Consider the following 21,102-nt stretch of genomic DNA (forward strand, 5'->3'; position numbering starts at 1 on the left):
CCATCTCGATGTCGCGGTTGATGAGTCGTGTATCAGCCTGTCACGTCAGGTCTTGCCGCGCATGAGCAGCAAGCCAACCCGGAGGCGTTCGCAACCGGCTGAAATACAGTGATGCTTAACTGATCGACTCGGTGTTTGACATGTGGCGACTGGCGTGATCTCGTGAAAATTCGATAATGCATGCCAGTGCTTCGGCGGCGTCTTCATACGCGAACCACACCGGAAGCCCGTGTTCTGCGGGCAGTCCCCTGAGTTTTGCCTGAGGCAAGACTACTGGCACCCTGATGTCTAGGTTCTGGCGTATCACGCTGCTCAGATCGCCATTGCTCTCGGTAATCCAGATCAACGAGAACTCTCGGAGTTGCGTCGGAGTGATCCATTCATGGTGTGTGAAGACAGGGCGAATTTCTTCGGCGAGACATTCATGGGTGGCTTCGACAATCGTGGCAAACGACTGGTCGAATCTGTCTCCGATGCACAGAATCCGCGCTGCCGGGCCGGGTGTTCGAGAATGATCGATCGAAAGCCTGTAGATATGAACGAGGCGCGAAACTTGCATCTCGAAGGCATTGAACCGCATGGCTTCCTGCGCATTGACGCCGAGCAGGGTACGCAATTCCGGAGAGCGCGCCATTTCTTCTATGCAATGGGCGAGGTCGCTTGCGTTGCCGGGTTCGAAGGTCAAACCGGTGACACTATGTTTGACAAGTTCCGGCATGCCGCCGATTCGCGATGCAATGACCGGTATTCCGGAGCACATGGCTTCCGTGATCGAGACCGGCTGATTTTCAGGCCAGATCGACGGAAGAACCAGCACGTCGGTATTTTCATAAACGGAAGTCATCTGTTCATTCGGGATTTTCCCCCAGAATGTCACGAGATCCTTGCAGCCATTGCTGGTAACCAAGCGTTCGTATTCTTCACGCTGCTCGCCTTCGCCGATCAGATTGACGTGAACGTTGACATGGTTCTTGACGATCGCGAGCGCGTTTAGCAGGGTGGCGGCGCCCTTGTGCTTGCCGAAGTAACCAACAAAGGTAAAGCGCACGGCAGGTGCTGCGCGTCTTTCGATATTGGAAAAGCGTTGGAAGTCGACGCCATTCCAGTTGACGTGCATCTTCTCCGCCGGGAAGCCAGCCTTCAAGTAGGAGTTTGCCAAATGGGCCGAAGGGGAGATGAAGGCGTCGACGCTGTCGAACAAGATCCGGAAATGCCCTTGGCGAAGCCGGATCGGTATGTTTCTGCCACGTCCGTCGTCTAGTGGGCCGTGGCATCGCGTGCAGGCCGTGAAGTCATCACAAAGCTGCCCATCCTCAAGCATTGCCGTATTCTTGAGGCAATATCCCCAATGATCATGGAGCGTGACGACACAAAACGCACCGGCATCCTTAGCGATCCGGAGAATGCGCGTCGACAGTCCGATCAGATTATGTCCATGCACCACATCGGGCTTGAAGCGCTCGATGACCGCACGAAAATTGTCTTCAACTTCCGGGTGGTTGAAGCTGAGCAGGTTGATCTGGAAATCTTCGCCGGTCAGCCGATTACGGTGGACCGTGATTCCATCTAGTTCGTCGGTGCGTAAGCTATGTCGGGGGTAACCTTCGCGAATGTCCCCGCAAAACACTTCGACTTCATGTCCGGCGTGTTTCAACATGACCGCTTGCTGGTGCGCGATCAGTTCGGCGCCACCGATGAACTTCGGCGGATAGACGTTTGAGCAGATAAGTATCTTCATCGCAATTCAGTGATCGGCTTTCAGGGTGTCCACGATCGAGAAAACGACGTGCTTTCTTGAGTCACCATCACCGAGCGACACGATATCGCCTGTCGGTTCCGGATTTCGGCGGTCGTTGGAAACGACGGACATGCGATCGTTTTGAAAGACCGCGTGCCGTTGCAGCCTGATCATGTTCGGCAAGTTCGTCTCGAGATAAACGGCGAGCGGCTGCTTCGTCGCGTATGCATGGGCGATGTCGAGGGCTTGAGCGACAAGGCGCTCATCATCGGACACGACCAGTATCGAATCCGGATAGGGGCCCCGGACATCGAGTTCTTCAAGCACGAGCGGAAGCGAAATATCGATCGGTCCACTGATGCGGATGACGTGGTCGTCACCCGGTCGGACGTCGTGCGATTTGTCGTCCGGGTTGAACGCGAATACTGCGCGCCCATCGGGTACCTGTATCAACGCGTCTACCTGCTTGTCGGTCACGATGAGCGTACTACCAAGCGAGACCCGCTTGAAAAGAGCATTCAGGAAGATACGCGATGCGGTGCTGATGCCGTAGTCACGAATGAGCGACAGCGATTCACCAATGGCCGCCTGCACGCAGTCATCGTCGGTATCTTCGTGCTCGGTATCCGTCGATTCGTCGAGTATCTCGAGAAAGCCGGACGTGTATTCCTGCCAGTTCTTGATGGCACGTTTACCGGCCTGCTCAGTCAGACGTTGCATCAGTCCCCGATCACTGCCCGCCTTGAACAAGGCATCCGCGATGTGGCCGGGTGTTGTCATATCTGCCGTCAGGCAGCCGCCGTCGCTCGCGAGCTCACGCATCACGCCATCCGAGTGGCAAATGCAGGGCTTGCCGTGCCACAGACTTTCCATGATGGGCATGCCGAAACCTTCGATTTCGGAGGCGTAGATCGTCAGTGTCGAATCGGAGTAGGCCCTACGCAAGATGTCGTCGTCGACGATACCGAGCCATTTCGCACGAGGCTCGGATTGGCAGAATGCCGTCATCTCGTCGGCAATGTCCTGAGCCCCTGCATATCGATTCCCGATAAACGTGATTTCCCAGTCAAAATCAGGATGGTCCTTCGCTAGTATTCGCAGGGCCGAAAGTATTTTCCTGTGCCCCTTTCTGGGTTCCAGCGTCGAGACGCAGAGAATGCGCGTCGGCCCTTCGGACGACGAGTTGACCGCGGTGACAACTCGGGACGTACCACCGAACTCGCCGGGCAGGGCGTTGACACGGACCCGCGACCCGGCGAGATCGTTCGCTTTCCAGAATGTATCGAGGCAGTCGCCCGAGAATTGGGAAATGGGAACGACCACGTCACAATGCGAGATGCCTCGCATGTAGTCCGCATGGTTCTCGCGAATGGCAGAGTCCTTGACGTAGTCGGGGCGGAGCACGGGGATCGCATCATAGAAGATGGCCGCCGTCCGGATGCCGTTCTGCATGCAGAACTTTCGAATGTTGACGCCGTTCTTCTCGAATATGGTTTCAGTCAGAAGAAGCCACGTATTGTTGCCGCGATAAAGATCCGAACGGTCGCTCAGCAGTGTGCGTTTGCCCGCCGGAGAGCGCGGCAAGGCATTCCCCGCGACCGGGCCATTGTATTGCGACAACTGCTTGTACTCATGCTCCGTCGGGAACACATACTGTTTGATGCTTGGATCCCACATAACGAAGACAGGATCCACAAAATGTTGTAGCTCGCGACTGAGTCGTCGGGTAACACGAATGACGCCGGAGTTGGCCGGGTCAATCGCGGCGTTGCTCACGTCGATCAAGACCTTCCTGCGGGCGTGACCGAGGTCACGGATGAGGTCGACATATTGCCCGATGACACGCCGCCAGCGGAAATCCCGATGAAACACCGTCCTCTCCGGCCAGTGATCGGCGGCAACGACGTCGGCGGAATCGCGCAGATAGGCGAGTTTGTCCACCATCTCGGTTGTATTCGCACACAGGTACCACGGGTGAACAACGACCTCGGGGTGGGCGGCGACATTGAAAACCAGTGTGGGCTTGTTCAACCATTGCATCTCCGCAAGTGGAAGATTGAATCCTTCCCAGGTCGACACGGAAATACCGACGTCACAGGCGTTCATCAGATCCTGCAGTTGCAGATCGCTCGGGAAGCCGACTGGGTGCACGTGATCTCGTGTAGACGCGGGGCATTCAAACTGCTGGGGGTCGGCCAGCACGAAGATGTTGTGGTCGATGTTCCGTTGCGACAGCTCGGTAGAGATGTCGAATACGCATTCGGAATTCTTGTAGCAGCCGGGTTCCCAGCGCCCCAAGTTGATGACGTTCAGTTTTTTACCTTTCGAGGCATCGAGGATCGGCGACGCCAGCGATTCGGAATTCTGGGCCGCATCGTCCCAGATCGCGTCTGTCATGTGATCCGCACCGAGCAGGATCGTTTTGGATGACACCGAGGGGGCGTCGATCGCGGATTGCGATGTCGCGATGAATTGGCTGATCGGCGAAATCCTGGTCAGACTAGGCAAGTGCTTCTTGCGCAGTTCCTTCAGGTAAAGCTGAATCTCACGAGCGTGCCCCTCGAATCCGTCGAGCGGGACGGAGCCGCAATCGATGAAGAGGGTCCGGCAGTTATGCTTTTCGAGAACCGGAATCGTTGAGAAAAATGGCCAGCCACCGATAATTGCGACGTCAGGTTTCGATTTCCAGAACAGCTCGTCCCATGCCCTGTTGATCCACTTTGACGTAAAAGTGTCTAGCTGGATGTAGGCCTCGGCACCATCCGGAATTCGATAGATTTGATCGGCGGCATTTTTCACCACGGACTCGTTGAAGTTGTTCGCAATCACAGTAACGTGGTGTCCCTGCTTGCGAAGATTCTCAGCGAGAATCAGGAGTAGTCGATCGACGCCAAAGCGAAACAGAAGCCGTTCATTGCAAATCAAAATATTCATGATCGTTTATGCCTTTTTTTGCGCTTTTTTATCGATGACTGCGTAGTCTTGTGGGCCCGCGTGCACATCATGTGACGTATCTCGAGGAATCTGCCAAGTCGCCCCCTCATTCGCGTGACCGACCGTCGCAGAGATTTTCGTCAACGTGTCGTCCAGCGCCTGCTTGAACGAATCCAGTTGTCGTGCGATGACAAGCAGTTGGGCCTGATCGGTGGAGCCGCTCGATTCGCGGAAGTTGTTCGTTCGATGTACGCTTTGCTCGATGCGACTGATCCTGTTTTCGAGCGCACGGAGGCGTTCGTCGTACATGATCCACTGAGGTTGTTCCGCGGAGCGTTTGCGCTCCTTGGCGATGTGGTCGACGTTCGACCGGAGTACGTCGACTGCCTGTTGCAACATTTCAATCTCTGAATCGCGAACTCCGTTGTTTTCCGCGATGAAATCCAGCAAGGTTGTAAGTGACCGGTCGTGTGTCGCCGATGCGCTGCTGACGTCGCCTTCAGACAAGCTAGGCTTTTCCGTGCGTGTAGATTGCACGCTTGAGGCCGGGCCGGAAGTGCCGTGTGCGCTCGGCTGTGGGGTGTCGGCTACGGCGGAAACGACGCGGGCGGTGTCGAATATGTCTTGGCGGAGAAGATCGATTTCGCGCTTCAGCTCGAGGGCGAAGGCTTGACTTGTTTTCCTGCTGTCGTCGATGGCGCTGAAGACGACGCGATGGATGTCGTCCGAGCGCTTTGCGCTGTCCTCGAGTTGGACGAGTCGCGCGAGATGATCATGATCCGATTGCACTTTCTTCTCGAGCTTCCGGATTCGTTCGTCGTAGGCGATCCACGGAGAGCGCTTGGCCGATTCGGCAATCAATTTGGATGTAGCATCGATGCTCCCCTGCAGGGACGTGATCGCGTCACGTGCAATACAGGCCTGGATATTCGAGATTTGATCGCGCTCCCCGATGGCAATCAGGATCCGCTGGAATGCGGAATCTGCGGCTGCGGCGCGGGCATTGGTATTCGCGATGAAGGTGCTATTGGCCAGCTTAGCCAATTTCGCGACGCGATATGTACGATAGTGAACGATGAACGGGAAAGCGATCCAGCGAATCACGGGGATTGCCTCCAGCGTTTCCACTACGCTCGCGTAGGCGAAATCGTGGAGAATGGTCGCGGCCTCCCGTCCTTCGCGACTTGCGCGTAAATTCTGAATGATCTTGACCTTTGAGATGCCAGACCGGATCTGATTCAGGTAGTCACGGAGGCCTTGGGTGTCCGGTTCACGCCTCAAGATGATGCGATAGGCTGAGCGGACGAACCCCTCGTCTTCATACTGCTGGAGCGTCGTCGCGGAAAACTGGATTGGCTTTTTGCCCGAGGCCGATGGCCCGAGCTTGCTTTTAAATCGGCGGCCGATTACAGGAAGATTCGAGAGAAACAGACGTCGTTTCGCATGCCGTATTCCTGCGAGTTGCGTGCCGAGTAGTTTCCGTTCCTGCGATGCCCAGATGTGAAGAAGGACTTCGAGTTGGGAGTCGCCCGACCGGAGTTGTTCGAGCAGATGCTCGAGGCCAGCTTCATCGGGCTCCCGGTGCAGGAGATGGGTGAACAACCGGTGAAGGAAGCGTTCGTGGCTTTCGTCGAAGAAGTCGACGAAACTTGGATAAGTGGGCAGTGCAGGGTAGGCGAGATCGAACCGGGCGGGAATGGATACACTGGGCAACGGCGGCAGCGGATGCGGCTCGAGCGTGGCGTGATGGTGTGTGCCGCCTGACGCATGAACGGCGCCGCGCAACTCGATGGCAATCTGCTTGATGCGCTCGATATCGGGTGCGATCGAATCCGGGCCGCCGGTATGCACCTGCGTCGGATCGACCGCCTTCTCGAGTTTGGATTGCAGGACTCGGTTGGCTTGCTTCGCAACTACCTGTCGGATTCGGTTCTTGAAGTGAGCGATTTCAGTGGGCTGCATGGTTTTGAACCTTCTTGAAGGTAATTGCCGAATTAAAAATCGTGAACTTCCTGCCTGCCATCTGCCGTGCCGATGAGGGGGCTAGAGCGAAATTCCGATTGTCGCGATTCGGGGAAATATCGCGCGATGATCGGAGTTTCGTTGTGGAAATATGTTCTCGGCCGTGTAAGCAAGTCATTGAGTAAGCTCGGCGGGAGCGTACGTACCGCATTGCCATCCAGCGAGGAGGCGACTTCGAATTTTGGGTGCCGAAAGATTGATTGCCGGAAAGACACAACCGACTACTTTGCAGATAAAGCTCGCGCATTACCGCTTCCGCAAGCCAAGAGATGCCTCTCCGCCGTTCTTTTCGTAGGATGGCGCAGGCTCTGAACTGCCTGCGTCATCGTGTTTAAATGGCTCGCTATATTAGCAGCTCTCCGAGAATATGGTGTCGCAACAGATCAATCATGATGTTCGCGAATTCCCGCGAGCAACAGGCTCAAAATTCCCCATGCAATCATTCCGAGTGCGATTGCCTCGAATATCGATCTGATGCGCTTGGGCTCGGTTGCGACGTCAGGGGTATTCGGTTGAACCAGCCGAGCTAGGTAAAGTTGCTTTCGCTCTGCCTCGCTGCGGGCATTTTCCAGTGCGGAGATGGTCGAGGCAAGTTGCTTATTGGCCACTTCCGAATCCAGTTGCAACTTCGTATAGGCGACATTTTTTGCCGACAACGAGCTCTTGTTGCCAGTGACATCTCCGGTGGAGTCGTGGATCTGCTTCTGCAGCATGGCGATATTTTGCGTCAGCACCGGAATCTGAGGGTTCTTCGGCGCGATGGACTGCAGTTGCACAAGTTGGGTCTGAGCGCTGAACAACTCCGTTTGCAGCTTCGTGATTTGCTGAAGTTGCAAGGCTGACTGCTTTTCAGGGTCGAAAACCGCGTTCCCGTTTCGATATGCCGCCAGATTGACTGCGGCTGCCTTGGCTCGATCTGCGGCTTCGTCGACCTGGCGTTGGGCAAATCGCACAGTGTCGTCCGCGGCACGCTTGTTCATCTCGTTGATCAGGCGTTCGCTTATCTCCAGAAGCTTCTTATTGATGTCGGCGGCCTCATTGGCGGTATAGGCGCGCACCTGCAGTGTCGCGATGCCGGATGCGGAATCCAGATTCACTGACACAATGTGCTTGCCGTAGTATCTCCACAGCGATTCGAAGCTGCCGTCGAGGCTTGCGTGGAACCTGCTAAAGATATCGCCCTGTGTAGAGTAGGCGGTTGCGATACTGCTGTTGGTGTTGAGTTCGTGAAGCGCATCACGCGACTGGATATAGTCGATGACGGAGTAAGCATCGTCCGGCGTGCGGGAAAAGGCAGCCCCTTGCAGCAGGGCGCCCATGACGCTGCTGGAGCTCTGACGAGATGCACTTCTTACAATAAAGCGCGACTCAGAGACATACACATCGGAGGCGATCAGGCCGTAGTAGACGATCGCAATGATAGTCGGAACGATGACCGAGATTACAAACAGCCGATTCATGCGCTTAAATCTATCGATCAGGCTGTGCTTGGCTGACGTCGACTGATTGTTCGTTGCAGTGTTGCTAGAGATCTGTTCCAACTCTTTTCCGCAGGAATGTGGTGCCCTCACTTCGTTGCCAGCATCGTTGTCTGGCGGAGGGCGAATCAGAAATCCGGGGTGCTGTTCAGGCTGGGCGCAGACTGCCTAGTGCGCATCCCGGGACGTACAATCATGTACCGTTCCTGGCTCTTCGTACTACAGGCCGGAGCGGGGTCGCGATCTTGCTGTCCATGTCACGCTGAGTTCCGCGGGACGGCTGCGCGCGAAATTATAGCTGCGTTGAGTGCACGATATCACTCGTAGCTGACACTTTTGTGTTCTATTGTGCGGTGGCGTTCAACAGGGGGCGAATTCGCTGTGATGTGGCTGCACATAACAGAAAGTTTGTGACTATATCCACATGGTGTGTAATCGTCGCTCCGCTGGCGGGCCATTTGCTGTCGCTCGCGCTCCATGTGGGTGCTATCGAAAATTGACGGCACTCAAAATTATTCCGGCCAATTGTCTGATTTGAAAAATAAAAAACAAGCAGGGTTGGATTTGGCTCGAGTGCGGGCGCGCGGCGACCCGGGAGGGGGGGCGTTTGCCTCACGTGCTCGAGCGCGCAGGCGGGGCGTGCCGGGGCAATTGCCGGCGTGACGGAAGGCACCTCGACCGGGACGTTGTAATGCGCCACATATTTCGTCTGCTGCCTTGTGGGCGCTCAGTTTGGAATGCTATATTCGGCGGCCTTGCGAATCGCGAGCAATCCCGGCGCGATGAATGCCAATTCCAGAGCCCGATTCGATGAATGAGGGCGATTCCCCCGGGATGCCCGGTTGGTTGATATTTCGATGCCTCGCTCTTTTCTTGTGCTGCAAGGCACGGCTTCCCTGTTCTTCAGTCGGTTGTCGGAGGCGCTCTCCGCCCGTGGTCACGCGGTATGCCGCATCAATTTCTGTGGCGGCGACTGGTTGTACGGCCGGACGACGGAAGTTATCAACTATCGCGGGAAGACTTCCGAACTCCCGGATTGGTATGCGGCTCTCGTTCGTCAGAAGGGGATTACGGACGTCCTGATGTTCGGCGATTGCCGCGAGATTCACCAGCACATGCATTTGGTATCCGAGCGGCATGGCCTTCGGTTGTACGTCTTTGAGGAAGGCTATATTCGTCCGCACTGGATTACGCTTGAGCGTCACGGCGTCAACGGCAGATCGCTGATGCCGACCAATCCCGAGAATATCCTGCAGTTTCAAGGACATGTTCCATCGGCGCAACCCGGGCTGGCAACAGGGTACAACCTATTCGAACGAGTCTTTCATGACATCACATACCGTATCGCGAACACACTGTTGGCTTGGCGGTTCCCGTGCTACCGGAGCCATCGTCCGCGTAACGGACTAGTCGAATACACGGGGTTGGCGGTGCGTACATTGTTGCGGGGCAGGCATCACCGTCAGGCTGAGGCGGTTACGCGAGAGTTGCTCGACTGTGGGCGGCCGTACTATCTGTTTCCGTTGCAACTGAATTCCGACGCGCAGATCGTTGTGCATTCGCCTTTCGACGGCGTGCGCGATGCCATTGATCAGGTGATCCGGTCGTTCGCGAAGCACGCATCGCAAGACGCAACATTGGTCATCAAGAATCATCCGTTCGACACCGGGTTGATCGAATACCGGCGCTTCGCGATGTCGCTCGCACGTGCAGTCGGTATTGACGGACGTCTGCGCTTTATCGATTCCGGTCATCTGCCTACGCTACTGCAGTTTTCGCGCGGCGTCGTAGTGGTCAACAGTACGGTCGGCTTGTCTGCCTTGCACCATGAGCGCCCTTTAATGGCGCTCGGCACTGCCATATATAATATGCGCGGCCTGACTTGGCAGGGAGGGCTGGATGACTTCTGGAGCAACAGCGAACCGCCCAATATGGTCCTCTATCACGCCTTTCTCGACTACGTGATGCATCACACTCAGATCAACGGCGATTTTTATACGCACACCGGCATTGCGATGGCGGTGAAGGGCGCGGTCGACCGTTTGGATTGTGTGGATGCGTAGCCGCGAGCCTGTTCACGTCGTCATTACGGGCGCGAGCGCAGGCCTCGGCCGGGCCCTTGCACTCACCTATGCGCAACCGGGCATCATGCTCGGTCTCGTCGGTCGCGATTGCGAGCGGATCGCTGAAACCGCGGCAGCCTGCCGCTCCCGTGGTGCTGCTGTCGAGACCGTGGCAATTGATGTGTGCAACGCGGCGGCTATTGCCGCTTGGCTTGACGATTTCGACGCCCTTCATCCGATTGACCTGCTAATCGCAAACGCCGGCATTGCCAGCACGATTGCGTCGGCCTCAGACTGGGAGGGGCTTGAGCGTACGGTGCGCGTCATCGACACCAATCTTTACGGTACGCTGAATACGGTTCTGCCCGTCATTGAACGTATGCGCGCACGCGGGCGCGGCCGCGTTGCCATGGTCAGTTCGATCGCTGCACTGCGCGGCATGGCGATCTCGCCGGCCTATTGCGCAAGCAAGTCTGCAATCAAAGCGTATGGCGACTCGGTGCGGCCGCTGCTTGCGCGAAACGGCATTGGCGTTACGGTGATCCTGCCCGGCTTTGTGAAGACGGCGATGAGCGACGTATTTCCTGGCGACAAGCCGTTCCTTCAGAGTGCCGAACGCGCGGCTGCATACATCCGGCGCCGGTTGGACGCGGGCCACAGTGAGATCGCATTCCCTGGGCTGCTCGCGTTCGGCATGCGCTTGCTGTCAATCCTGCCTGCCGCACTCGCCGACGCGATCCTCGACCGCCTTTCCTATCTGCCGTCGAAGGACCGGGCCAATTGAGCGCGCGTCTCGCTGTGACGCTGACGGCCGCCGTCGCGCTGTCGTTTGCGGTCGATGCGATCGCCGTCCCGCGCGCGCCGCTGCGGCGGCCGCTGCTGTCGTCAGTGCTTCACATTCTTTCCGTAGTCTTCCTGTTCGACGCGGTGTTCGCGGTCACGTCGCGCCCGTTTTTTTCGGCCTGCGCGGCGATAGCGCTCGTCGGTCTTGTCGCCGCAGTCAGCAATGCGAAGTACGAGTCGTTGCGCGAGCCGTTCGTTTTTACCGATCTGAGCCTATTCAGTCAGTTGTTCTCGCATCCCCGTCTCTACCTGCCGTTCCTGAGCGCAGGCAAGGTTATCGCGATCGGTGCTGGCATCGTGCTCGTGATCGCGGGCTTCGTCGTCGAGCGCCCCGTGCTTGCAGGCTCCGGCATGCTGGTCTGGCTTACGGTGGTGCTGTCGTTCGTGCTGGCCGCGTTCGTGGCTGCCGGTATGCCGCTGACACTCGATCCCGATGCCGACCAGCGTCGACATGGCTTTTTCGCCGTGTTCGTTGCCTATCTGCTCAACGGCCTGCGGCCTGCAACATTTCGCCGGTTTCGCGAGATCGTTGCGGCCGGGCCGTTCGCAACCGGCAAGCCGACGCGGCGCCCTGACGTGATCGTGATCCAGAGCGAATCGTTCTTCGATGCACGCCGGCTCGGAGAGGCGGTCGAACCGAGTCTCTTCAGGCGCTTCGACGACGCGCGTCGCGAGGCCGTCTGGCATGGCGAGATGACGGTGCCTGCGTGGGGGGCAAACACCATGCGAACGGAATTCGCGGTGCTGACCGGCACGGAATCCCATTCGCTCGGGTATGCGCGCTTCTATCCCTACGCATTTGTAAGAAACAAAATCGCTTCGCTCGCATCCTGGTTCAACCGTTGCGGCTACGATACAGTCGCGATTCATCCCTATTACGCCGATTTCTTCGGGCGGAACCGGGTATTTCCGTTGCTCGGCTTTACGCGTTTTCTCGATATCCGCCACTTCGCATCGGCGTCCCGTGCCGGTCCGTACGTGGCGGACGCCGCAGTGTCCGAGTCGATCATCGCGGAACTCGACGCGGCCAGTGGCGACCGCCCGCGCTTTGTCTTTGCGATGACCATGGAAAATCACGGCCCGCTGCATCTCGAGCAGGTTTTGCCTGGTGAATCGTCTTCACGGCATACTCTTGGCGAGGACGCATCCTGGCGCGATCTGACCGCATATTTGCGGCACATTGAAAATGCGGACGCAATGATCGGGCGCCTGATCGATTATCTGCGCACCAGCAATCGTGAAACGGTCGTTTGTTTTTACGGCGATCACGTTCCCGCTCTGCCTCATGTTTTCCAAAAGTTGGGCGTTACCCCGCAACGCAGCGATTACTTCATTTGGCGAAATTACGGCGCAGTTGCGGTGAAATGCCGGAATTTGGCCGCCGAAGAGCTTGGGGCGGCACTGCTGAGCGTGGTACAAGACGACGGAAATCGTACGGAAGAACCGCACGCATCCGAGAAAGCGACATAAAAGATGAACAGTAAGATTGCAATAATTGGGATGGCTTGTCGGTTTCCCGGAAGCGCGAATAATCTCGGCGACTTCTGGCAACTGCTGCGCGACGAACGCGACGCAGTGACCGAAATCCCCGCCGACCGCTTCGGCACCGATTTCTACCAGCACCCGTCCAAGCGCGAACCGGGCAAGAGCTATACGTTCTCGGCCGGCGTCCTCGACAACGTCGCCGGCTTCGACGCGGCGTTCTTCGGCATTTCCCCGCGCGAAGCGGCCCAGATGGACCCGCAGCAGCGCCTGCTGCTCGAACTCGCATGGGAAGCATTCGAGGATGCGGGCGTGCGCCCGGCCGACATACGCGGCAGTAACTGCGGCGTCTTCGTCGGTGCCGCCAGCATGGATTACGGCAACCGCAACATGGACGATCTGAACGTGATCGATCCGTATTCGGCAACCGGCAACACCCTGAGCATCGCGTCGAACCGCGTGTCCTACCTGTTCGACCTGCGCGGCCCGAGCATGTCGGTCGACACGGCCTGCTCGTCGTCGCTCGTCGCGCTTCACCAGGCCGTCAAGGCGCTGCAGTCCGGCGAAGCCGACGTGGCGCTCGCAGGCGGCGTCAACCTGCTGCTGCACCCGTTCGGTTTCGTCAGCTTCTCCAAGGCGTCGATGCTGTCGCCGCGCGGCCGTTGCCGCGCGTTCGATGCGACCGGCGACGGTTATGTCCGCTCGGAAGGCGGCGCGTTCGTGCTGCTCAAGCCGCTCGATCGCGCGCTCGCCGACGGCGACACGATCCATGCGGTGATCGCCGGCTCCGGCGTGAACTCTGTCGGCCATTCGCCGGGCGGCATCAGCGTGCCGGGCGCGGCCGCCCAGGCGTCGCTGCTGCGCAGCGTGTACGCGCGCGCCGGCATCGATCCGCAGTCGCTGGCGTATCTCGAGGCGCATGGTACCGGCACGGCGGTCGGCGATCCGATCGAGGCGCGTGCGCTGATCGACGTCGTGTCGGGCGAGCGCCCGGCGGATCGGCCGCTGCTCATCGGTTCGGTCAAGACCAACATCGGCCATCTCGAGACGGCATCCGGCATGGCCGGGCTGCTGAAGGCCGTGCTGTGCCTGAAGCATCGGGCGGTACCGCGCTCGCTGCACTTCGTCACGCCCAATCCCGGGATCGATTTCGACGGCGGGCGTCTGCGCGTCGTCGATCGCTACATGCCGCTCGACGCGGGCGACGCGCCGCTGACGGTCGGTGTCAATTCGTTCGGCTTCGGCGGAACGAACGCACACGTCGTGCTGACCGAGGCGCCGGCTGCAAACGAGGCGTTGGCGGCCGCACCCGAGCCGACTCACGCGCAGCTGCCTCCGCTCGTCCTGACCGCGCGCAGCGCGAATGCGCTCGGCGCGCTCGCGGGCCGCTATCTGGCGGCGCTCGACAACGGCGGCGACTGGCAGGCGCTTGCCGCCGCGGCCGCACGTCGCCGTCAATGGCTCGAACATCGCGCGATCGTCGCGCCGGCCGATGCGACCGAAGGCCGTGCGGCGCTTGCGGCACTGGCCCAGCCGTCGCAGGAAGGCCTGCCGGCCAGCGTGGCAACCGGCCAGGCGCCTGCCGACGCGGCGCGCACCGCGCTCGTCTTCTCTGGCAACGGCTGCCAGTGGGTCGGGATGGGCAACGAACTCTATGCGGAGAACGTCGTGTTCCGCGCGGCGCTCGACGAAGTCGACGCGCTGTGGTGCGCCGACGGCAGCCCGTCGCTCGTCGACGTGATGCGTGGCGGCCCGAGCGCGGAATGGCTGGCCGGCGCGGGCGCGGAATGGCTCGCCGCGACGGAGAACGCGCAGCCGCTGCTGTTCGCGATCCAGGTCGGCATGATCCGCGTGATCGACGCGCGCGGAATGCGTTACGACGCGGCCATCGGTCATAGCGTCGGCGAGATTGCCGCGGCGTGGGTGACGGGCGCGCTGTCGCTCGCCGACGCGGTTCGCGTGATCAAGATCCGCAGCCGTGCGCAGGCGATGACGCGCGGCAGCGGCCGGATGGCGGCCGTCGGCATCGGCGACGCGGCGGCGCGCGAACTGATCGCGCGCCACGGGCTGGCGCGGCGCGTCGAGATCGCCGGCATCAACAGCCCCGATGCGGTGACGCTCGCGGGCGAGCTGCAGGGCTTGCAGGCACTGGAGGCCGCGCTGCGCGGCAGCGGCAAGTTCTTCCAGATGCTGGATCTCGACTACGCATTCCACAGCAGCCACATGGACCGCATCGAGCCGGTCGTGCTGGCCGAACTGGCGAGCCTGCGGCCGCAGTCGGGCAACGGTGCGTTCGTGTCGACCGTGACCGGCGGCGCGCTTGCCGGCACCGAACTCGATGCCCGCTACTGGTGGCGCAACATTCGCGAGCCGGTGCGCTTCGGCGACGGTATCGCGCATCTGATCGAGCAGGGCGTCCGGCTGTTCGTCGAGGTCTCGCCGCATTCGATCCTGCGCACGTACGTGAAGCAGGCATTCGCGGCCGCCGGCGCGACCGGCGTGGTGCTGCCGACGCTCAAGCGCGACCACGGCAGCGCGGCGACGCTGCGGCACGCGATTCTCGCGGCGATCGCGCATGGCGCGAGCGTCGATCCCGACCGTTTCGCGCCGGGCGAATCGCGCGCTGCATTGCCGTCCTATCCTTGGCAGCGCGACCGCTTCTGGCTGACGCCAACCGTCGAAGGCTACGGCCTCGTCAATCGCCGCCGCGAGCATCCGCTGCTCGGCTATCGCCTGCACGAGCACGCATTCGCATGGGAAAACCAGCTCGATCCGGCGAAGCTGCCGATGCTGGCCGATCACGTCGTCGACGGCGGCGTGGCGTTCCCGGGGGCTGGATACGTGGAAATGGCGCTCGCCGCGGCACGCGCCTTCTTCGATACGCCGGATGCGGCGCTCGAAAACGTCGAGATCCGCACGCCGGTGGTATTCCAGCCGCAGCAGGCGAAACTGTTCCGGCTCGTGATCGAGCCGCGTACCGCGACCTTCACGATCGAGACGCGCGACCGGATGTCCGACGGCGCATGGACGCTGAACGTGACGGGGCGGATGCTGGAAAGTGGCAACGCGCTCGGCGATGCGAGCATCGTGCCGCCGGACGCGCTCGATCGTCTGCTTGCGCTGCCCGCAGCTGACGGCGACTCGCTGTACGCAAACACGGCAGCGATCGGCCTCGGCTACGGGCCGGCGTTCCGCTGGGTCCGCAGCGTGCGGGTCGCCGCCGGCGACGGTGCTGCGCTGGCCGACGTCGCCGCGCCGGCCGCATGCGGCGACGCGCGGGCGTTGTCCGCCTATCTGCTGCATCCGGCGCTGATGGACAGCGGGTTTCATCCGCTGTTCGCCTTGCTTGCAGCCTACGCGCGCGAAGGCGAGCATCCGGCTTACGTGCCGGTGCAGATCGGTCGCGTCGACTATCTGCGCGGCGACACGGTCGAGCGCGTGCTCGTGCGGATTGACCGGCACAGCCCGCATTCGATCGTCGCGCATTTCGAATTCCTTGACGCGCACGGCGCGATCGTCGCGCGGCTCGGCGCATGCCGGTTCCGGCGCGTCGATCTCGTCGGCCGCCGGCAGAACCTGCCCGCGCGCTTCGTCTACCGCCTTGAAGAGGTGCCGCTGCCGGGCGACGTCGATGCAGCCGGTTTGCCGGCCCCCGATGCGCTGCTCGCACAGGCCGTCGCGCGGCTCGATGCAACCGGGCACGACGGCCGCCGGACGCAGCATCTGACCGAAATCCTGCCGCTGCTCGACGTGCTGGCGAGCCTCTACGCGCTCCGCGCGTTCGATGCGCTCGGCACATTCGCCGGCACGTGGCAGCCGGCGGCCGGGCACGCGGCGCTGGCCGCGCGTCTTGCCGACATGCTGGTCGAGGATGGTCTCGCTCATCGCGACGGCGCGCTGCTCGTTCGCGACGACGCGGCGTGTGCGGCGTTGCCGCCGCTCGACGAGCTGTGGCGCGGGCTGCTGGCCGAATCGCCGGGGCACGTGGCCGAGCTGACGCTGCTCGCGCATTGCGGCGCGGCGTTGCCGGACGTGCTGAACGGCGCGAAGGACGGCGCACGCTTGCTGTCGCCGACCGGGCACAGCCTGGTCGAGCAACTCCTTGCCGCATCGCCGACGTGGCAGCACGTGCACGCGTTGCTGACCGCAAGCGTCGAGCAGGCCGTCGACGAATGGCAACCGGCACGCCGGTTGCGCGTGCTCGAACTGGGCGCGACGGACGGCGACGTGCTGCAGACGCTCGGCATGCATCTCGCGGCCGCGCGTTGCGATCACACGATCGCGGCGACGGCCGGTCAGCTGGCCGGGTTCGACGCGGATGCGGAAGCGGCGGTGCGCACGGTTGCGCTGCAGTCAGGCGAGCGCCTGTCGCTGGCGGCCGACGAAGCCGGTCCTTACGACCTGATCGTCGCGAACCGCGCGTTGAGCGGCCGTCACGACGTAGCCGACGCGTTGAATGCGATGCGGTCATGGCTGGCGCCCGGTGGATTGCTGCTGCTGGCCGAGTCGCGCCGCGGCCGCTTCTCCGACATCGTATTTGGCGCGCAGGGTTCGTCGACGGAAGCCGATGTGCCCGTGCCGCTGGCACCGGCGGATCTCGATGCGGCGCTCGAACGCGCAGGTTACGTCGACGTTGTGCGGCACGTCGAGCAGTCGCTCGATCTGGACGGCACGCCGACGTTCGTCATCGCACGCAACCCGGCGAGCGCCGTTGCCGACCAACGCGGCGACGATCCGAGCGATCTCGATACGCTGGCACGCAGCGAGCAATGGCTCGTGATGCACGCACCGGATGCCGCCGGCAGTTTCGGCGGGCGGCTGGCCGATGCGCTGGCGCGTGCGGGCTATCCGGCCGATATCGTCGACGTCACCCACGCGGCCGATGCGATCGCGTCGTTGCCGACCGGGCAGCCGGCGCATGTCGTGTTCTGCGCGCCTGAAACGCCGCTCGCCGAATCGGCGACGGGGGATGGGCTGATGGCCGCGCAGCATGGCGGCGTGATCGCTCTTGCGGCGCTCGTTCGCACGCTCGGTGCGCAGCCGAATGCGGCCACGCGGCTGACCGTCGTCACACGCGGCGGCGCGCCATTCGCCGGGACCGCGAATGCGCACCCGGAACAGGCCACGCTGTGGGGCCTCGGTCGCGTGCTGGCGAACGAGCATCCCGAACTCGCGTGCCGTCTGATCGACGCCGATCCCGCGGCGGACGGGATTTCCGACGCACTGGTTCGCGAGCTGACCGGTTCGGCGGTCGAGGAAGAAGTCATCCTGGGCGCACACGGGCGCCAGGTGCCGCGCATGCTGACAGCCGTGCAGGCCGCGGCCCGCAACGATGGCGCGATCACACGTGCGGCCGTGCTCGCGTTCGATGCGCCCGGCTCGTTGCGCAATCTCGAATGGTTTGCGTTGCCGGAAAGCCCGCTGGGTGCCGACGAGGTGGAGATCGAGCCGGTTGCGACGGGCCTCAATTTCCGCGACGTGATGTATGCGATGGGGCTCCTGTCCGATGAAGCGGTCGAGACGGGCTTCGCGGGCGCGACGATCGGCATGGAATTGTCCGGCCGCGTCGTCCGGGTGGGCAGCGCCGTGACGGAATTCGCACCGGGCGATGCGATGCTCGGCTTCGCACCGGCCTCGTTCGCGACGCGCGTCAGGACGCGCGCGCAAGCGATCGCGCTGAAGCCCGAGCGCCTGTCGTTCGAGGAAGCGGCGACCGTGCCGACCACGTTCTTCACCGCGTATTACGCACTCGTCGAACTCGCGCGTCTGCGTCGCGGCGAGCGCGTGCTCGTGCACGGTGGTGCGGGCGGCGTCGGGATCGCCGCGATCCAGCTCGCGCGCCACTTCGGCGCGGAAGTGTTCGCGACGGCCGGCAGCGACGAGAAACGCGAGTTCGTGCGCCTGCTCGGTGCCGACCACGTGCTCGATTCGCGCAGCCTCGCGTTCGCGGACGAGATTCGCGCGCTGACGGGTGGCCAGGGCATCGACATCGTGCTGAATTCGCTCGCCGGCGAGGCGATGGTGCGCAGCATCGATACGCTGCGGCCGTTCGGCCGTTTCCTCGAGCTCGGCAAGCGCGACTTCTACGAAAACAGCCATATCGGGCTGCGGCCGTTCCGCAACAACATCAGCTATTTCGGCATCGACGCCGACCAGTTGATGGGGGCGCTGCCTGAGCTGACTGCGCGCCTGTTCGGCGAAGTGATGGCGCTGTTCGCGGCAGGCGTGCTGCATCCGCTGCCGTATCGCGCGTTTCCGGCCGAACGGGCGGAGGATGCGTTCCGCTACATGCAGCAGGCGCGCCAGATCGGCAAGGTGCTCGTGACCTATCCGTCCGGCACGCCGGCTCCGACGCGCGGCGTCTCGCGCGCGGGTTCGCTCGCGCTCGATCCGCATGGCACGTACCTGGTGGTCGGCGGCACGGGCGGGCTCGGTTTCGCGAGTGCGCGCTGGATGGTCGAGCTCGGCGCACGCCGGCTGACGCTGGCGAGCCGTTCCGGCGAACTCGCTGCTGCCGCACGCGAGGAAGTCGAACGCTGGCGCGCGACGCTCGGCGTCACGGTCGATGTCGTGTCGTGCGATGTGACCGACGCAGCGGCGGTCGATGCGATGATCGACGCGATCGTCCGGCGCGACAGCCCGCTCAAGGGCGTGCTGCATTCCGCGATGTCGATCGACGACGGCCTCGTGCGCAATCTCGATGATGCGCGCATGGCCGCGGTGCTCGCACCGAAGGTGGCCGGCGCGTGGAACCTGCATCGAGCGACACGCGCGTTGCCGCTCGACCTGTTCGTGGTCTATTCGTCGGCGACGACCTATCTCGGCAATCCGGGGCAATCGAACTACGTCGCGGCCAACAGCTTCCTCGAGGCGCTCGTCGAACATCGCCGCGCGGCAGGCTTGCCGGGCACGTTCATGGCCTGGGGGCCGCTCGAGGACGTCGGCTTCCTCGCACGCCACGCGGATACGCGGGAGGCGTTGCAGTCGCGGATCGGCGGTGCATCGATCACGTCCGACGAGGCGATGGTCGCGCTCGAGCGCGCGCTGGTGGCGGGCGCGGCGGGCGAAGCCGTGGTCCGGCTCGACTGGCACGCGGTGGCGCGCGGGATGCCTGCCGCGAAGGCGCGCCGGTATGCGCTGCTGCAATCGCATGCGAAGGGTGGCGATGCGCGCGACGGTGGCACGCAGCTGCGGGAAGAAGTGCTGGCGTTGCCGCGTGACGAAGCGATCGCGCTGGTAGCCCGGACGCTGCAAGGGCAGATCGCGCGGATCCTGCACATGACGCCGGATCGCATCGCGCTCGACAAGTCGGTGCTCGACATGGGCATGGATTCGCTGATGGGGATGGAGCTCGGCCTCGCGGTCGAGGAGGCGTTCGAGGTCAAGCTGTCGGTGATGGCGATTGCCGAGGGCGCGTCCGTGAAGACGCTGGCCGGACGCATCGTCGATTCGATCGATGCGTCGACCGATGCCGACGCCGGTTCTGCGATCGACGCCGCGCAGGAGGCCGTCGCCGCGCTTGCGGCGAAGCATGCGATCGACGGCGAAGCGCGCGCGATGCTCGACACGCGGCCGGCGCCCGTGGCGGGCCAGGCGTCGCCGACGCTGGAGGTCGCGCGATGAGCGCGCCGTCCGGCTGGGCAACGCGTCAGGGCACGCTGGCACGCCCGCTGACGATCGACGGTCACGGGCTGCACACGGGGCGCAAGGTGGGCGTGCGGATCCTGCCCGCGCGTCCGGAAGACGGCGTGACGGGCATCGCGTTCCGTCGCGTCGCGCAGGGGCGCACGCTCGCGACGCTGCCGGTCGATCCCGCGCTGCGCCGCGCGCAGCCGCTGTGCACGATGCTGCGCAATGCCGACGGCGTTGGCGTTCGCACGATCGAGCATCTGCTCGCTTCGCTGCTCGCGTGCGAGATCGATCACGCGGTCGTCGAGATCGACGCCGAGGAAGTGCCGATTCTCGATGGCAGCGCCGCGCCGTGGGTGGACGCCATCCGCGCGTGCGGCCGTGTCGCGCTCGATGCGCCGAAACGCTTCATCCGCGTGCTGCGGCCCGTCGTCGTCACGGACGGCGAGGGCGACCAGCGGCGTGAAATGCGGATCGAACCGGCGCCGCGTTACGAACTGAGCGTGCGCAACGACCTGCGCGGCTTCGGCGACATGCACTGGGACGGTGCGCTGACGCCGGCCGCATTTGCGACCGAAATTGCGCCATCGCGTTCGTATGGCCGGGTGAAGTGGGCGGTACCCGCGATCGTCGCCGGTTATCTGCGCGGGGTGCCGATCCTGCGTGGCGCGCGGCCGTCGTGCACGGCGTCCATCGTCGGCAATCGCGTGCTGGGCGGGATGCGGCTGCCGGAGGAGTTCGTCCGGCATCGCGTACTCGACCTGGTCGGCGATCTTGCGCTGGCCGGCGCGCCGCTGCTGGCGCGCGTGAGCGCGCTGCGGCCGAGCCACGAGATGAATTTCCGGCTGGTGGACGCACTGCTGGCCGAACCCGATGCGTGGCAATGGGCCGAGTTTTCCGACGCGTGACACCA

At 62.3% G+C, this 21,102-nt stretch carries 9 protein-coding genes; 5 read left to right on the plus strand and 4 right to left on the minus strand.

What is annotated here, in order from left to right; genetic code table 11:
* Positions 1-115: 115 nt before the first annotated feature.
* From BCO18175_RS25380 to BCO18175_RS25395, 4 genes are all read right to left on the minus strand, one after another.
* Positions 116-1,738 (minus strand): glycosyltransferase family 4 protein, encoded by a 1,623-nt coding sequence (locus tag BCO18175_RS25380; RefSeq protein ID WP_174985234.1) that lies wholly within the window; start codon positions 1,736-1,738, stop codon positions 116-118.
* Positions 1,739-1,744: 6 nt separating this feature from the next.
* Positions 1,745-4,672, minus strand: coding sequence for a glycosyltransferase (locus BCO18175_RS25385; RefSeq protein WP_174985236.1), 2,928 nt, complete (start codon positions 4,670-4,672; stop codon positions 1,745-1,747).
* A 6-nt stretch (positions 4,673-4,678) separates the two neighbouring features.
* Complete coding sequence (locus tag BCO18175_RS25390; protein ID WP_174985237.1) at positions 4,679-6,634, minus strand: DUF4214 domain-containing protein; 1,956 nt, start codon at positions 6,632-6,634, stop codon at positions 4,679-4,681.
* A 443-nt stretch (positions 6,635-7,077) separates the two neighbouring features.
* Positions 7,078-8,235 carry a hypothetical protein gene (locus tag BCO18175_RS25395; protein WP_438820512.1) on the minus strand — a complete coding sequence of 386 codons (1,158 nt, stop codon included), beginning with the start codon at positions 8,233-8,235 and terminating at the stop codon, positions 7,078-7,080.
* Between the two features lie 794 nt (positions 8,236-9,029).
* Between BCO18175_RS25395 and BCO18175_RS25400 the strand changes: the two genes are divergently transcribed.
* From BCO18175_RS25400 to BCO18175_RS25420, 5 genes are read left to right on the plus strand one after another with little or no spacing between them, the layout of a single operon-like run.
* A complete protein-coding gene (locus BCO18175_RS25400) occupies positions 9,030-10,235 on the plus strand; it encodes a capsule biosynthesis protein (protein WP_174985239.1) in 1,206 nt (401 codons plus the stop codon).
* On the plus strand, positions 10,228-11,019 hold the full coding sequence (locus BCO18175_RS25405) for an SDR family NAD(P)-dependent oxidoreductase (protein WP_174985241.1): 792 nt from the start codon (positions 10,228-10,230) through the stop codon (positions 11,017-11,019). The genes BCO18175_RS25400 and BCO18175_RS25405 overlap by 8 nt, the downstream gene beginning before the upstream one ends.
* A complete protein-coding gene (locus BCO18175_RS25410; RefSeq protein ID WP_174985243.1) occupies positions 11,016-12,548 on the plus strand; it encodes an LTA synthase family protein in 1,533 nt (510 codons plus the stop codon). Before BCO18175_RS25405 ends, BCO18175_RS25410 begins: the two co-directional genes overlap by 4 nt.
* A 3-nt stretch (positions 12,549-12,551) precedes the next feature.
* Positions 12,552-20,183, plus strand: coding sequence for a type I polyketide synthase (locus tag BCO18175_RS25415; protein ID WP_174985245.1), 7,632 nt, complete (start codon positions 12,552-12,554; stop codon positions 20,181-20,183).
* Complete coding sequence (locus tag BCO18175_RS25420; protein WP_174985247.1) at positions 20,180-21,097, plus strand: UDP-3-O-acyl N-acetylglycosamine deacetylase; 918 nt, start codon at positions 20,180-20,182, stop codon at positions 21,095-21,097. Before BCO18175_RS25415 ends, BCO18175_RS25420 begins: the two co-directional genes overlap by 4 nt.
* The last annotated feature ends 5 nt before the right edge of the window (positions 21,098-21,102 follow it).

The organism is Burkholderia lata (assembly GCF_902499335.1).
GTDB lineage: Bacteria > Pseudomonadota > Gammaproteobacteria > Burkholderiales > Burkholderiaceae > Burkholderia > Burkholderia lata_B.